Origin of the sequence: Paraburkholderia dipogonis, from assembly GCF_042680985.1 — a bacterium.
GTDB classification, from domain to species: domain Bacteria; phylum Pseudomonadota; class Gammaproteobacteria; order Burkholderiales; family Burkholderiaceae; genus Paraburkholderia; species Paraburkholderia phytofirmans.
In genome coordinates this window covers 51,440-67,045 of sequence record NZ_JBHUFR010000004.1, presented here as the reverse complement: position 1 = coordinate 67,045, position 15,606 = coordinate 51,440, and the positions used below count along the sequence as shown (strand labels likewise).

The following is a 15,606-nucleotide window of genomic DNA, read 5'->3' as shown; positions in this document are numbered from 1 at the left end:
GTTGGCGCACGCTTGTGAGCGCAGCTGCCAGACCCTGGTCGCTACTCGCCAGCTTGTATAACTGTTTATCGCGGCCCGAACAGACGAAAGTGCTGCTTTTAACTCGCACTCGATTCAGCCGTTGGGGCGGGGCATTTTTTATTCCATATGCGCGAATGAAACGATCCTCTCAAACTTTTTGAGTCCACTGTGCGAAAGGCTCCTCGAACGGCTATGTCGTGGCCGACCGTCCTATCTCTGTGTCCCGCGTAGGGGCTGCTCCGCTCGCAAACCGGCGAATGTCGAATGGCTGATTCGGTGTGCTGGTGGTTCCCGTATCGATAAGCTCGGCCATTGTGTCGCCTACGCCAGGACCGAGCGCGAACCCGTGGCCGCAGAAGCCGAACGCATAGTAGAGGCCGCCTGTCGTGCCACTCGCTCCCATTATGGGCAGGTCGTCGGGCGTATAGCCTTCGACACCGCTCCATACGCGAATGATGTTTAGCTTGCGAAGCATTGGCGCCACGCGCTGCGCCTGGCGGAATTGCAGCAACGTGTTTTGCGGTGGTACCTTCGTGCGGCGTTCGTCAAGAAAAGCCGGCTCACGCGCGCAACCGCCGATCACGATATTGCCGCGTGTGACCTGTCGGAAGTATATGATTTCCTCGCCTTTCAGCGACGTTGTGCCGAGGACGGGCTCCAGCGAGTACGGCGCGGGCTCGGTGACGCACATCTGCGGTCCACATACGGCGATCGGCACGCCTTCTTCAAACTGCTGCGAAAGCAGATTTCCCCAGGCGCCAGCTGTGATCAACAATACCGGTGCATGAAACGTCCGCCCGTCCGCGCTCGTCGCACGGAACTCGCTGCCTTCCTTCTCGACCATCACGACGTCACAGTTCTCAACGATTTGTGCGCCGAGCCGTGCAGCAGCGCGGCCGAACGCCGGCGCAGCAAGCCGCGGATTCGCGTGGCCATCCAACTGCCAGTACGAACCGGCGATTACTTCCGCTCCCAGGAAAGGGAAGCGCTTGTGCAGAGCGTCGCGCCAAGTGAGGTCGAGTTTCAGCCCGTATCGGGCGGCTTCCTTCGCATAGGCTTCGAACCGGTCCGCCTGTTCCTCGCTATAGCAAACGCGTAGGTGGCCCGACATCAGGAACTCGGCATCGTGCTGTATAAGCTCGGACAGACGCCCCCAGATTTCGCGTGAGCGATTTGCGAGCGGCAGCTGCGTCACAAAGCGTCCCTGGCGGCGCACGTTACCGAAGTTGACACCGCTCGCCTGTTGCCCGACGAGCTGGCGTTCGAGCAGGATCACCGAACGGCCGCGCTGCCTGAGAAAAAATGCGGTGGCGGTGCCCATGAAGCCGTCCCCCACGATCAAAACATCGGCCTGCACGCGATTGCCGTTCATTCGGCATCCTCCACGGTCGCAATCGACATTGGCTTGACGGGCGCCTGCCCGCGCAAGCGGCCGACCTGTTCGAGCGGTTCATACGCCGCGGCCGCAATGATCTCTGCGCCGGCGTGCCCGCAGTAGCGGCCCTGGCACCGTCCCATCCCAACCCTGCTGAACGCCTTCGCGCGGTTTGCTTCCCGAGCGCCTTCATCATGCACGACCCGGCGTAACTCACCCGCCATAATGCCCTCGCAGCGGCATACGATCGTGTCGTCGGATAGCCGCGCTGCCTGCTCTGCCGGCCACGTGAACGCCTCGACGAGACCACGCCGGAATCGATCCATTTTGCGCTGTTCGCGCCTAAGTGGCTCGAGCGTAGCGGCTGGGATCTCCTGCCCAAGGTCAATCAGCGTTGCAAATGCAGCGAGTCGCCCCGCAATCTCCGCACCATCCGCGCCGAGGACGCGCGCGCCATCGCCCGCAATGTAGACCCCCTTCTCGCTGCTGCGGCCAAGCTCGTCGATCTTCGGCAGCCATTGGCGAGTCGTGGCGTCGAAAAAGAACGTACAGCGCGCGAGGTCTGCAAGCTGCGTTTCCGAGCGCAGGTGATAGCCGGTCCCAACCGCGTCGCAATCGATTTTCTCGACCTTGCCGTTCGGCATGCGATAGCGCACGCCTTGAACGCCGTCGCTCGCGTTTCCGACGATTTCGATCGGTTCGATACCGCTCGCCATCGTCACGCCCGCCCACTTGAGCGACGCGATGAACGCACCGCCCTTACGCAGCACGTCGAAACGCGTGAGCAGCTTCGGGAGTGCCCGCAACCGCGCGCCCGCGTCCGAAGTATCGAGTACTGCCTGCACCTGAGCACCGGCGCGGACATACTGGTTCGCGACGAGATAGAGCAACGGCCCCGCACCCATGAACACAACGCGGCGCCCGATCGCGCAGGCCTGTGATTTCAGTGCGATCTGTGCTGCACCCAAGCTATAGGTGCCGGCCAACTGCCAGCCTTTCACCGGCATCAGCCGGTCGGTTGCGCCCGGGCACAGGATCAGCGAATCGTACGGCAGTACGCTTGCATGACCCTCACGGACGATGTGTAGCTTGCCCTGCGCGACGTTCCATGCGAGCGTCTGAGAGCGGTAGTCGAGCCGCCCGCGCAGCCGCTCGAAGCTCTGGTGCAGGCTCTCAGCGCGCGACGCTTCCGTCCCGTATAGTTTCGCGTAGGGCCGTGTGAACCCTTCGGGCTGACGTCGGTAAATCTGGCCGCCGTCCCCCCGCCCCTCGTCGATGACAATTGGTCTGATACCCGCGGCCAGCAGCGCTTCCGCGCAGCGCACGCCGACCGGGCCAGCGCCGACAATTACGATGCGATGTTCGGGCATTGCTCCCCCGATTGACTGGTGACGATCCTCATGCCCGACTCGACGACGGTCGTACAAGCGCGCAACCGTTCCCCGTCGTGGATCCACACCCAGCAGTCCTGGCATGCCCCCATAAGGCAGAAGCCCGCGCGGTTCTCCCCACCGAACTCCGACTGGCGTACATGCCGCAGGGAGCAGAGGATCGCGGTCAGCACCGTATCGCCGACCAACGCTTCGATCGGCTGCCCGTCCATGGTCGGCCTCACTCTCTCGCGGCCGGTTTCTCCGAGCCGATCGAAGCGTCCATTCATGCCACGGCTCCTGTCCCGCCGTTGTGCGCGTGCGGATCCTCGGCGCGGTGTGTCAGAACGTGGCGCAAAAACTCGCGGGTACGCGCTTCGCGAGGTGCGCCGAGGACCTCCTTGGCGCTGCCTTCCTCGATGATCAGGCCTGCATGAAGGAAGCACACGCGGTCGGCTACTTCGCGGGCGAAGCCCATTTCGTGCGTGACAACCAGCATCGTCATACCTTCACGCGCTAGCGTGCGCATTACGCTCAGAACCTCACCGACGAGTTCAGGGTCGAGCGCCGAAGTCGGCTCGTCGAACAGGATCGCTTTTGGCTTCATTGCGAGCGACCGCGCGATCGCGACGCGCTGCTGCTGACCGCCAGACAGTTGATGCGGATACGCGTCTATTTTCTGTCCGAGCCCAACCTTGTGCAGCAGTTCGATCGCTTCGTGCCTCGCTTGCGCGACCGGCTCGCGCTTGACATGCACCGGCCCCTCCATCACGTTTTCTACCGCAGTACGATGCGGGAACAGGTTGAAGCGCTGGAAAACCATGCCTACCTGGGTGCGGAGTTGATTGATATGACGGGCGCGCTGCTCAACGGTTTGATCCAGTAGTTTGATCTCGCCCGATTCGTACGACTCAAGCGCATTGATGCATCGAAGAAGCGTCGACTTGCCGGAGCCTGACGCCCCGATCAGACACACGACCTCGCCCTCGTTCACCTTCAACGTAATGCCCTTGAGCACCGGCACGTCGCCGAAGCTCTTGTGGACGTTCGTGATTTCGATCATTGCAAACCTCACTTCACCGTGTGTTTTCCGAAGCGCCGTTCCAGCGCCCTCGTCACACTCATCATCGGAAGACTCATAGCGAGATAGCCGATCGCCACGAGCGTGTAGACAGTCAGGTTCTGAAAGGTCGCGGCCGCAATCAGCGTCCCTTGGCGCGTCATCTCAGAGACGGTAATTGTGGAGGCAAGAGAAGAATCCTTGAGCATGGACACAAGGGTGTTGCTGTAAGGCGGCAATGCGACCTTGACCGCCTGGGGAAGAATCACCCGGGTCATGGTCTTGATGCGGCCCATACCGATCGACTGCGCAGCCTCGTACTGGCCCTGATCCACCGACTCGATACCTGATCGGATAATTTCCGCGACGTAAGTGGAATAGCCGAATGCCAGACCAACTATGCTCGCTTGCAAGGCGCTCAGTTGAATATGAATCGAAGGCAATACAAAGTAGATGTAGAACAGCAGCACGAGCATCGGCAGTCCACGAACCACGTTGATCAACGTGGTGGCCGCACGCCTGAGCGGCGCATGCCGTGACATCTTGAGCAGCGCCCAAACGAGACCCAGCGCGGTGCTGAGAATCAGGCAGCTAACGGTGATGAAGATGCTCATCCCGGCTCCTTGAAGCAGTATCGGGACAAACTCGACTATGTCGCTCCAACGCATGATTCGCCTTTCTAATAATCGTTACACTGCATGACCGGCGCCAATCTTCATCGTAGCTATCGATACCAGATGATCTTGCAAGCTACGCTCAGATATTCCAGCAAACCGGCCGTCTCCTTACCCTTCGGCCATACTCATGCACATCTCAGGCTGTGTCGCCGGTGCTGAAGGCCCAGCGGAAGACGCACGTTACGGTGCGTCCCTGCAAATAGACCCGCAGCCGATGTATCAATCCACGAACTTCCATTTCTTTAGAATCTTGTCCAGCGTTCCGTCCGCCTTGATTTTGGCCAGCCCATCGTTGATCTTCGAAAGCAACTCGGTATTGCCCTTCTTCACGCCGAATGCAATCGGCACCTTTCGCAGTGGCGTGAATCCATCCACAACACGCGTGCCCTGCAGCGTGCCGGCCGCTTCCTGTGCCTTCCAGACAGGATAATCATTGAACGCTGCTGTAATCCGGCCCAGGGCAACATCGCGGGCCATATCCGCCCCAGTGTTGTACAACTTGACGTCCTTGAAGATGCCGAGTTGGACGAGTTCGTCTGAGGTTTCCTCGCCGACGCCTGCTCCAACGACAGTGCCCTTCAAATCCTGAATCGTGCGATAGTTGTTCTTATCCGCGGCGTTGACAATAATCCCCTTTCCGAACTCTGCCACCGGTTGAGAGAAGTCAATTACCTCTGCGCGCTTTGGCGTCGGTGTCATACCCGCAACGATGAGGTCGATCTTGTCGGAGACAACCGACTGGATCAATGCCGAGAAAGGGATCACGTCGAACGACACGTCGAACCCCTCTCGCTTGCCGATCGCGCGAATGACGTCCGGCATGACCCCTTCGATCTCATGTGTTTTCATATCCAGGAACGCGTTAGGAACGCTGGACGGCGTGGTCCCGGCGGAAACCTTTAATGGCGCTGCGCATGCGTGACCGGCTCCAAACGCCATTGACACTACAACGGTAGCCGCAACGAAAATGCGCTGGAAGAAACCACCATGCATACCGGAAACAGTTTGCAACGTATGTTGATACATGACAGATCCTTAACTAAAGTTCCTCAGACAAACGCGACAAAAGCATACCGGACGCCCGATGCCTTGGTACCGCGATGGAAAGCAATTCGCAAATGCATTCACCCCCGTGTCAAACTTCAAACCAGATTCAGTTCGAGGCGGCAGAATCCACCGCTCGTGCCGAGACCCACAACATAGACTGACTGATGAGCCCGTACAGGCGGCAAACCGGATGGAACGGGCCATTGTCTGCACCGGCGCGCATATTACGAACCGTCTTCGAGACGGTGTCCACTCGCTTCAATCCCTGCTTGCTTGACCACTCAGTCAAACTTGTTCCCGAAGAAACGTCGATACGAATGTCTTCGCCCTCGCGTCCTAATGGTGCTGTTCCGAAACCCCGGCGGGACCGACGGCGCGAACTGGTCTTGCCGTGCGTTTGCTGAGTCGGCGCCTAACTTTCGGAACCCGCGGCGCACCCACTGCAACTGCCAAGTTCATGCAACGAACTATAGAAAAGAATGTTTTCGTCGTGCTTAATATCCAATAAACTGGCCGTTAAGCGTGCATTAACTCAAAAACCGGAAGACATGGGACTGTGCCGTCGCTGCGTGGGACGCAATCTCGTTCCCGAGCCCCGCGGCTGTTGAATCTCACGCCGCCTGCAGTCGCGGTAGCGTCTTAGCGCATTAACATTCAACCTGGCTTAACAGTCGATTTATCCGACGTTAAGCACAAGTTCCCAGTGAACTCCTATAGTGACTTCTCCGTATGCGCGATGTCGGCACCGAACACCGAACGCGCGAAGAATCGTTAGGAGCCACAGATGAATTTGGAGTCGTTGAACACACCCGCAGCATTGATCGATGTCGCGCGGATGAACCACAACATCGAACGTATGCAACAACGCATGAATGCGCTCGGCGTGAGTTTCCGCCCGCACGTCAAAACATCCAAATGCCAGCAGGTGGTCAGAGCGCAAATTGACGCTGGCGCGCGCGGTATCACCGTGTCCACCCTCAAGGAAGCCGAACAGTTCTTCGCAAGCGGCATCCGTGACATCGTCTACGCTGTGGGGATGGCCCCGACGAAACTCCCGCAGGCGCTGGCGCTTCGCCGACAGGGCTGCGACCTGAAGATCGTCGCCGACAGTGTCGCCTGCGCTCAGGCCATCGTCGCTTTCGGCCGGGAAAACGACGAAATATTCGAAGTGTGGATCGAGATCGACGTAGACGGCCATCGCTCAGGAATCGCACCTGACGACGACACGCTCCTCACTGTCGCAAACACTCTCGCTAACGGCGGCATGCAGCTCGGTGGTGTGCTCGCACATGCGGGTTCCAGCTACGACTACGATATACATGACGAACTGGTCCGCGTCGCTGAACAGGAACGTTCGGGCTGCGTGCGTGCCGCCGAGCACCTTCGGGCGGCGGGCCTGCAGTGTGACGTCGTAAGTATCGGATCGACGCCGACAGCTCTGGCCGCCGAGCATCTGGAAGGGGTGACGGAAGTCCGCGCAGGCGTCTACGTCATGTTCGACCTCGTCATGCATAACGTGGGCGTGAACGACACGTCCGAGATCGCATTGAGCGTATTGACTACGGTGATCGGCCACCAGACCGAGAAAGGCTGGGCGATTGTCGATGCGGGCTGGATGGCAATGAGCCGCGACCGCGGCACCCAGCGCCAGAAGCACGATTTTGGCTACGGGCTCGTCTGCCTCGAAAACGGGGAGGTGCTGGGCGAGTATCTGATGAGCGGCGCAAACCAGGAACACGGCATAGTCTCGCGGTCCGGCGCGCCGGATCACGAGATCGAGCAGCGGTTTCCAATCGGAACACGTCTGCGCATCCTACCCAACCACGCGTGTGCCACAGGGGCGCAGCATCCGGCCTATCAGGCCGTGGGTCCTGACGGCAGCGTCGAAACCTGGCCGCGCTTCTACGGCTGGTAACGAACTCAGCCCGCCGGACGCATCGCGCATATGACATGACCGGCTCGTGCATAAAGCCCTCAAGGACCGATTGTGAGTCGTCTATCGCTGAAGAAACTGGAGTACCAAATGACGTTCCTCTTTAAGTCCGAGGCTCGACGCGGCGAGGTGTGGCGCATGCGCCTGCAAAAGGAATTCCCGAACCTTGATTTCCGGATTTGGCCGGACGTGGGAGATCCGTTGAAGGTCAAATACGTCGCCTGCTGGGTACCGCCTGCTGACCTTTGCCAGGAGTTCCCGAAGCTCGAACTGGTATTTTCGGTCGGCGCAGGGGTGGATCAGATTGACCTCAGTGCGCTTCCGTCGGGCGTGAAACTATTGCGCATGACTGAACCAGGATTGGCAGCCGGCATGAGTGAGTACGGCACGCTAGCTGTGCTGGCAGCGCACCGGAACTTACCCGCTTACCTCGAACTGCAGCGTACTCGAGCCTGGAAGCAATTGCCTGCCGTTGCAGCGAATGACCGAAGCGTCGGGGTGATGGGACTAGGAGTGCTCGGCGCAGGTTTGCTGGATAGCCTCAAGCCCTTCGGCTTCAGGCTTCACGGCTGGAGCCGCTCGCCGAAGGTCATCGACGGGGTAACAACATTTGCCGGGCCGGATGAATTAGTTCAATTCCTGTCTCGCATCGACATTCTTGTTTGCCTTCTCCCGCTGACTGACGAGACGCGCGGCATCCTGAATTCGACGATCTTCAACGCGTTACCAAACAACGCGTGTTTAATCAATGTTGGCCGCGGAGGTCACTTGATCGAGAAAGACCTTCTCGACGCATTGGCCTCAAATAAGCTTTGTTGCGCCATTCTCGACGTGGCGAATACTGAACCGCTGCCCGTGGATCACCCGTTTTGGACCCACCCGAAGGTGGTTCTAACGCCGCACGTCGCCAGCGTTACGGACGCCGAGGGCGGTGCCGAATTTGTGGTGACCAATCTTCGAAGGCACTTAGCCAACGAACCGTTGACGGGCGTAGTCGATGCGTCGCGTGGTTATTGACCTTGTCCAGGCCAGTGGCAGGGCCAAGTGAACGATGGAAGTCTGAAATGCTTAGAGTTGAAGAGGTGTACGACACGCCGGAATTTGCAAGCACTGCCGACGTGATCGTGATCGGCGCCGGAATCGTGGGGACGTCTACCGCCTATGAACTGGTGCGACGCGGCGTTTCGGTCGCGCTGGTTGACAAGGGCATTGTCGGCGGCGAGCAATCGGGGCGCAACTGGGGCTGGGTGCGTCAACAGAACCGCGACATGTTCGAATTGCCGCTCGCCATGCGCAGCCTTCGGCGTTGGAGCGAATTGCGGGATGAAATCCAGATTGACCTGGGCTTTCGCCGCGACGGAATTCTTTATGCCAGCAACGACGGAAAAAAAATCGCCCAGTGGGACGCGTGGTGCAAGCAGGCCCGCGAGATCGGGTTTGTCAGTCATATGCTTAGCTCGGCCGAGATGAGCCGCCGTGCTCCGCACGGCGGTCCGCGGTACACAGGTGGCGTCTGGTCTCCCGACGACGGGTTCGCTGAGCCGTCGCGCGCGGCACCCGCTCTTGCCGAGGGAGCAAAGCGCCGCGGTGCGCTGCTGTACCAGAACTGCGCAGCGCGCGGTCTGGAACTTAGTGCAGGGCGTGTCAGTGGCGTGTGGACCGAGCGAGGCCTAATCAGGGCGAGCAAAGTGGTGTGCGCCGGTGGTGCATGGAGCTCACGCTTTTGCAAGCGTCACGGCGTGGAAATTCCAGCAGTCAATGTTGTTGGAACCGTTATGCGTACGTCCGCCGGAGTGAACGTGATCAACGGCTGCTTCAGCGGTCCGGGTTTTGCACTGCGCCGCCGCCTTGACGGTACATACACGCTAGCTGTACCGGGCTTTGGTCGTATAGACCTGGCGCCGCTTGGCCTTAAGAACGCGTTACGGTATTACCACAACTACCGAAACGACATTGGCAAGAAGCTCAAATACCGCCTTTCAAAGCCCTGGTTCGAAGGTCCCGAGGCATCGGCGACTTGGCAATTTGACGAGGTTTCGCCATTTGAACGCTGCCGCGTGCTCGACCCAAACCCCGATCTCGAATTTGTGAAGCTCGCCCTGGATAATGTGAAGCGCGCTATCCCAGAGTTTTCAGACATGCGGATTGTGCATGCCTGGGCTGGTGCTATTGACACGACACCCGACCTCATTCCCGTTATCTCCGATGTTTCAGAGCTTCCCGGCTTCTATGTCGCAACAGGGTTCAGTGGCCATGGCTTTGCATTGGGCCCCGCGGCAGGAGAGCTAGTCGCCGATATCGTGACGGGAGCCAAACCAATAATGGATATCTCGCCTTATCGCTTGAGCCGCTTTACAGACGGCACTTCCATAAAGATTCCAGAAATGATGTGAGCGCGACTGTGGCTGCGGTTTCGTCAAACACATGATCAGAGATCCTGACGTGTTGTCACGTTTGATTCGACCTGACGTCGATGATCCGCAGCCAAGGGAACTAACATTTATTCAAAGTCATGAACAGGAGCGTCATTATGAGGTATGTCTCGACCCGCGGCGGCAGTGTCGATCGGCGGTTTTCCGAAGTTTTAATGGAAGGACTGGCGCCGGACGGTGGCCTGTACGTGCCCACCGCCTACCCCAAGGTCGACGATGCAACGTTGCGGCTCTGGCGCGGCCTGTCATATGCCGAACTGGCCTTCGAAATTGTATCGCTGTATATCGACGACATCCCGGCTGACGAGTTGCGCGCCATCATCGCGAGCACCTACACGCCGGAAGTATTCGGTTCGGCGCAAATCGTTCCCCTGCGAAGACTCGATGAACAGACCGCTTTGCTCAACCTGTCCAATGGTCCCACCTTCGCCTTCAAAGACATGGCCATGCAGCTCCTGGGCAACCTGTTTGAAGCCGAACTGCGCCGCCGCGGCGCACAGCTCAATATCCTCGGCGCGACTTCGGGCGATACGGGCAGCGCAGCGGAATACGCCACACGGGGCAAGCAGAACGTCCAGGTGTTCATGTTGAGTCCGCATGGCCGCATGAGTCCGTTCCAACAAGCGCAGATGTTCAGCCTGCAGGATAAAAACATCCACAATCTCGCTATCGAGGGTAGCTTTGACACTTGCCAGGATATTGTCAAGGCTGTCTCCGCAGACTTGGCGTTCAAGCAGCAATACAACATCGGCACAGTCAATTCCATCAACTGGGCGCGTCTGCTGGCGCAGGTCGTTTATTATTTCTCGGGTTATTTCCAGGCGACGATTGACAACAGCGAGCGCGTCTCGTTTTCCGTCCCCTCAGGCAATTTCGGCAACATCTGCGCCGGCCACATTGCCCGCATGATGGGGCTGCCGATCGAAAAGCTGGTGCTGGCGACAAACGAGAACGATGTCCTTGACGAGTTCTTCAAGACCGGCCGATACCGTGTACGGGACAGCAACGAGACGATGGTGACCTCGAGCCCGTCGATGGATATCTCCAAGGCATCGAATTTCGAACGTTTCGTCTTCGACCTGCTGGGTCGGGATTCACAGCGCGTCGGGCAGCTGTTTGGCACGGAGCTTTCACAGCATAGCCAGTTCAGTCTGACAGCGGAAGAAACCGCGCGCATAGCCAGCTACGGCTTTGTATCAGGCAAGAGCACGCACGTGGACCGACTACAGACGATTTCTGATACCTGGCACCGCCATCGCATCATGATCGACCCTCACACCGCCGATGGTGTCAAGGTCGCGCGCGAACACCTGCGCGGGGGGAGTCGGACCATCGTGCTCGAAACAGCGCTGCCGCTAAAGTTCGAGCACATCATCCGTGAGGCGACCGGCCGGGGCGCGCCGCGACCGGCGTCAGTGGCCGACCTGGAACAACGTCCCAGACGCTGCGAGATAATCGCGCCGTCGGCCAATAAGGTGATGGCATACATTGCCCAGCACTGCACCCCCTGACACCGTCGAGAGAGTTGCCATGGCTGTATTTACCCCTGTCTCTGCGGAAGAAGCAGCCGCTTTCATCGCGCCGCTGAAGCTGGGAAAACTGACTTCGCTGCGCGGCATTTCGGACGGAATCGAAAACACCAACTATTTTGTTACGACGCCCGCCGGTGAATTTGTGCTCACCCTCTTCGAGCGGCTATGTGAAGAGGAATTGTCGTTCTATCTGCAACTGATGCTGCACCTGACCCGAAAGGGAATTCCCGTACCGAAGCCAAGGGCGGATGATGGCGGCCGGATAATTTTCGAACTGAACGGAAAACCCGCTTCTGTTGTGACTAAGCTGGAAGGACGGCATTGCCTGGAACCGGAGCCACACCATTGCGAGCAAGTCGGCGAAATGCTGGGGCGCATGCACGAGGCTGGCAGTGACTTCGAATTCGAGCAAGTCAATTTGCGGGGCTTTGGCTGGTGGCTTCGGGCCGCTGATCAGATTGTGCCATTTCTCGACGGCGAAAGACGCGGCGTTCTCCTCGACGAACTGCGGTTCCAGCAGGCACTAGCCAGTGACAGTTTGTACCATACGCTACCCCGAGGCCCTATACATGGCGACCTGTTTCGCGATAACGTCTTGTTCGCCAGTGCGCCTGCGCTGGACAGCCCAAAAGGCGCGGACAAGCTGTCGGGCTTCTTCGATTTTTACTTCGCGGCAAGCGATGTATTGATTTTCGACGTGGCAGTGTGTCTGAACGACTGGTGCATCGATCGTCAGACGGGGGCACTGCTGCCTGCGATGGCCACACCGTTCCTCGAAGCGTATGACCGCACCCGCCCGTTGACAGCGCTGGAGCGACGCTACTTACCCGCCGTGCTCAGAACAGCGGCCTTGCGGTTCTGGCTATCGCGGCTGGTGGACCTGCACTTCCCCCGCGAATCCACATTGCTCCATGCGCATGACCCGGAGCACTTCTTTCGCGTGCTGTGCCATCACCGGCGCGCGCTTTCCTTCTAATGCCCAGCGCGCGGGCGTGCCGGCATGCCGCCTTAATCTGGCCTAACCATGATCACTTCGAATGCGAAGACATCTACCATGACGAAACGTTACCAATTGCGTGATCTGATCCGCACCGACAATTTCATCGACGGTAAGTGGGTTCCCGCGGCGAGCAGCAAACGCTTTGCGGTGACCGATCCGGCGACGGGCGAAGTCATCGCTCAGCTGGCCGATAGCGGCCCCGCCGATGCCCGCGCCGCTACTGATGCCGCCGCGGGCGCCTTCCCCGTCTGGCGCGACACGTTGCCGAAGGACCGCGCCGCCGTGCTGCACCGCTGGCATAGACTTATCGTCGAACACGCTGACACGCTCGGGCGTCTCATCTCGCTGGAGCAGGGAAAGCCTTTGGCGGAAGGGCGTGGCGAGGTTATGTACGGCGCATCATACGTCGCGTGGTTCGCAAACGAAGCGACGCACATCTACGGGGACATCATCCCGCAACAGCAACGTGGCAAGCGCATGACCGCCGTGAAGGAACCGGTCGGCATCGTCGCGGCAATCACGCCGTGGAATTTCCCGCTTGCGATGATCGCACGCAAGATCGCGCCGGCGCTTGCTGCGGGCTGCACCGTCGTAGGTAAGCCAGCTGAGGACACGCCGCTCACCGCGTTCGCGCTGGTCCTCCTCGCGCATGAAGCCGGCGTTCCGGCGGGCGTGCTAAATCTCATCAGCGCATCGAGAGACAACGCGGCCGAGTCGGTCAAGGACTGGCTGGACGACGGCCGAGTGCGCAAGATCACGTTCACCGGTTCGACACCGGTAGGCAAGTATCTCGCGCGCGAATCTGCGGGGACGTTGAAAAAGCTTTCTCTCGAACTCGGCGGCAATGCGCCTTTTATCGTGTTCGACGACGCAGATCTCAACGCCGCTGTTGCAGGGCTCATGGCGGCGAAGTTTCGCAACGGCGGCCAGACCTGCGTGTCCCCGAATCGCGTGTACGTCCAAGCGTCGGTCTACGATAAATTCGCCGATCTGCTGACGAAACACGTCGCCGCGTTAAAGGTCGCGCCCGCAACAGATCCGGGCGCACAAATCGGCCCGATGATCAATGCGCGCGCAGTCGAGAAGATCGAGCGTCATGTGGCCGACGCGATCGAGCACGGCGCACGGGTGCTCACCGGCGGCAAGTGCCTCACCGAATGCGGACCGAACTATTACGCACCGACTGTGCTCGCCGACGCCACACCAGACATGCAATTGAGCTGCGAAGAAACCTTCGGCCCCGTGGTGCCGCTGTTCCGTTTCGACGACGAAAAGCAAGCGATCTGCGCCGCCAACGATACGCCATTCGGGCTCGCGGCATATTTTTATAGCCAGGATTTGCGACGCATCGACCGGGTGGCGCGTCAGTTGGAAGCGGGTCTGCTCGGCATCAACGAAGGCGCACTTTCAAGCGAAGCTGCGCCGTTCGGGGGTGTGAAAGAATCGGGCTACGGACGCGAAGGCTCGAAGTATGGCCTCGATGACTACCTCTCGATCAAATATCTCTGCCAGGGCAATCTCGAATGAATGCCTGTTCGATGCATGAAGCAAGCCGCTGATCAAAAGGGGGCGCAGACATGGCCGTCTGATGCCCCAACGGCTACAAGGTGCGGGTAAACGACAAATTCCGGCGTGATTCGGCCGACAAGTCACGTAAGCCTTGGCGACATATCCGCGGCTTCCCCAACTGCACTGCGACGTTTTGTTCAACGGGGAGTACGTGGCGGCATGAGACCGTGGCGTTCCGATCGGTCTCATCCACGAAAGCGAGCTGCCCCGAGGAGGCACATGAGTTCGTAGTGGCGGATGAACATCGCCCTGCGGTGATTGGGCGCCGATATCCATGTGCCGCGGACAAACTCCCCGCGGACGGAGCGATAGTCGTTGGGATTGCAGCGCACCGCCGTCGGCGTATGGAGCTGTTCAGCCACAGGCGGTCCACTTGGCGTTAACTGCGTGCGCCATCGATTGGCACGATGGCAGTTGCCCTGCGGTTGCCATGATCGCGAATGAAGATGAGTAATCGCGACTTCTGTTCCACGAAAATTCTGCGCCGTGCCCGATCACCGCGCGGCGGCCTTGCTACAGGGTGAAGCGGCGTCCTTTCCGGATCGATGGTGTCGTCCCTTCCACAACGATAATGAATTCAATTGCGATGATGAGAAGACGAAGGCCGCATTTGCGACCGGGCGGCTGAAACGCGATGGGAAACGAGCCGGAGACTGTGTTGTCGCGCCTGTTGAACCATTCCGCCACCCATTACGATAGCGAGCGTCTGGTACTCTACGGCTAATTGCTCTCGCCATTCACGGCAAGCAGACCGCCTTGGGCGAGGCCTCGAGCCAGTATGGAAGCCACCTGTGATCCGGCGTTGTGCCGACGGATCACAGGCCGAGCAGGGTGGCGAGATCGCCGATGCACTTGACTTCGTAATATTCGTAGTACGGTGTGCCCGGCTCGTGACCGCGATTGACGAACGCCTTATGTTTGATGCCGATGTCGTGCGCCGTCATCAGGTCATAGCGCAGGCTCGACGAAACATGCAGGACATCCTTCGGGTTGCAGTCCAATTCGTCAAACATGTACTCGAAGCCCCGCATGCGCGGCTTGCACGACCGAGCCTGTTCTGCGGTAAACACACGATGGAACGGCGCGCCCAACTTCTCGACATTACTCTGGATGTGCTCGTCCGGCGCGTTCGTAAGAATGACCAGCTTGTACTTCTTCGCGAGGCGCGAAAGGCCTTCCGGCACATCCGGGTGCGGCCCCCATGTCGGCTCGGCGAGGTAGAACTTCTCGGCTTCCGCTTCGCTAAACTCGACATTCACGCGCTTGCACGCCCGGCGCGCAGCGTTCACCAGCACCTCGCGAAACGGCTTCCAGGCGCCGAGTGCTTCGTCGCGCCGGTAAGCCGTAAAGCAATCCACGAATCGCTCCAGTTCGTCCCCCTGCAGGCGATTTCCGTAGAGCTCGCGAGCCAGCTCGCCTATGCGGAAATTCGTTAGCGTGCCGTAGCAGTCGAATGTGATGTATTTAGGTACGAAGTCAATCATGGTCTCAGTCCTCATGTGTTGCCAGCCCGCGTGGGCGCCACTGCAAAGAAGGGAGCGCGCCCCGGGCATACGCTATGTTGTACTAATAAATATCGTTTAAGTAACT

At 59.3% G+C, this 15,606-nt stretch carries 13 protein-coding genes; 6 read left to right on the top strand and 7 right to left on the bottom strand.

Features of this window, described 5'->3' with window-relative positions; translation table 11 throughout:
- Positions 1-211 precede the first annotated feature (211 nt).
- From ACFSNN_RS03775 to ACFSNN_RS03750, 6 genes are all read right to left on the bottom strand, one after another.
- Positions 212-1,393 carry an NAD(P)/FAD-dependent oxidoreductase gene (locus tag ACFSNN_RS03775; RefSeq protein WP_134466068.1) on the bottom strand — a complete coding sequence of 394 codons (1,182 nt, stop codon included), beginning with the start codon at positions 1,391-1,393 and terminating at the stop codon, positions 212-214.
- Positions 1,390-2,766: an FAD/NAD(P)-dependent oxidoreductase gene (locus ACFSNN_RS03770; RefSeq protein WP_134466069.1), complete on the bottom strand. Its 1,377-nt coding sequence runs from the start codon at positions 2,764-2,766 to the stop codon at positions 1,390-1,392. The genes ACFSNN_RS03775 and ACFSNN_RS03770 overlap by 4 nt, the downstream gene beginning before the upstream one ends.
- Positions 2,745-3,056, bottom strand: a complete 312-nt coding sequence (locus ACFSNN_RS03765) for a (2Fe-2S)-binding protein (protein WP_134466070.1) — start codon at positions 3,054-3,056, stop codon at positions 2,745-2,747. Before ACFSNN_RS03765 ends, ACFSNN_RS03770 begins: the two co-directional genes overlap by 22 nt.
- Positions 3,053-3,829, bottom strand: coding sequence for an amino acid ABC transporter ATP-binding protein (locus ACFSNN_RS03760; RefSeq protein ID WP_134466071.1), 777 nt, complete (start codon positions 3,827-3,829; stop codon positions 3,053-3,055). Before ACFSNN_RS03760 ends, ACFSNN_RS03765 begins: the two co-directional genes overlap by 4 nt.
- A gap of 8 nt (positions 3,830-3,837) precedes the next feature.
- Positions 3,838-4,494: an amino acid ABC transporter permease gene (locus tag ACFSNN_RS03755; protein ID WP_134466072.1), complete on the bottom strand. Its 657-nt coding sequence runs from the start codon at positions 4,492-4,494 to the stop codon at positions 3,838-3,840.
- A gap of 228 nt (positions 4,495-4,722) precedes the next feature.
- A complete protein-coding gene (locus ACFSNN_RS03750) occupies positions 4,723-5,529 on the bottom strand; it encodes an ABC transporter substrate-binding protein (RefSeq protein WP_134466073.1) in 807 nt (268 codons plus the stop codon).
- Between the two features lie 805 nt (positions 5,530-6,334).
- Between ACFSNN_RS03750 and ACFSNN_RS03745 the strand changes: the two genes are divergently transcribed.
- The 6 genes from ACFSNN_RS03745 (at position 6,335) to ACFSNN_RS03720 (ending at position 13,974) form a co-directional block, all read left to right on the top strand.
- Positions 6,335-7,465 carry a DSD1 family PLP-dependent enzyme gene (locus tag ACFSNN_RS03745; RefSeq protein WP_134466074.1) on the top strand — a complete coding sequence of 377 codons (1,131 nt, stop codon included), beginning with the start codon at positions 6,335-6,337 and terminating at the stop codon, positions 7,463-7,465.
- A gap of 108 nt (positions 7,466-7,573) precedes the next feature.
- The gene (locus tag ACFSNN_RS03740; protein ID WP_134466075.1) at positions 7,574-8,500 is read left to right on the top strand and encodes a 2-hydroxyacid dehydrogenase; all 927 of its coding nucleotides are present in this window, start codon (positions 7,574-7,576) and stop codon (positions 8,498-8,500) included.
- 47 nt (positions 8,501-8,547) lie between these two features.
- On the top strand, positions 8,548-9,876 hold the full coding sequence (locus tag ACFSNN_RS03735) for an NAD(P)/FAD-dependent oxidoreductase (RefSeq protein WP_134466076.1): 1,329 nt from the start codon (positions 8,548-8,550) through the stop codon (positions 9,874-9,876).
- Positions 9,877-10,013: 137 nt separating this feature from the next.
- A complete protein-coding gene (thrC, locus tag ACFSNN_RS03730) occupies positions 10,014-11,426 on the top strand; it encodes a threonine synthase (RefSeq protein ID WP_134466077.1) in 1,413 nt (470 codons plus the stop codon).
- Positions 11,427-11,445: 19 nt separating this feature from the next.
- Positions 11,446-12,423, top strand: coding sequence for a homoserine kinase (locus tag ACFSNN_RS03725; protein WP_134466078.1), 978 nt, complete (start codon positions 11,446-11,448; stop codon positions 12,421-12,423).
- Positions 12,424-12,501: 78 nt separating this feature from the next.
- Positions 12,502-13,974 (top strand): NAD-dependent succinate-semialdehyde dehydrogenase, encoded by a 1,473-nt coding sequence (locus ACFSNN_RS03720; RefSeq protein WP_134466079.1) that lies wholly within the window; start codon positions 12,502-12,504, stop codon positions 13,972-13,974.
- An 857-nt stretch (positions 13,975-14,831) separates the two neighbouring features.
- On the opposite strand, the gene ACFSNN_RS03715 is transcribed toward ACFSNN_RS03720, so the two are convergent.
- A complete protein-coding gene (locus tag ACFSNN_RS03715) occupies positions 14,832-15,500 on the bottom strand; it encodes a haloacid dehalogenase type II (RefSeq protein WP_134466080.1) in 669 nt (222 codons plus the stop codon).
- Between the last annotated feature and the right edge of the window lie 106 nt (positions 15,501-15,606).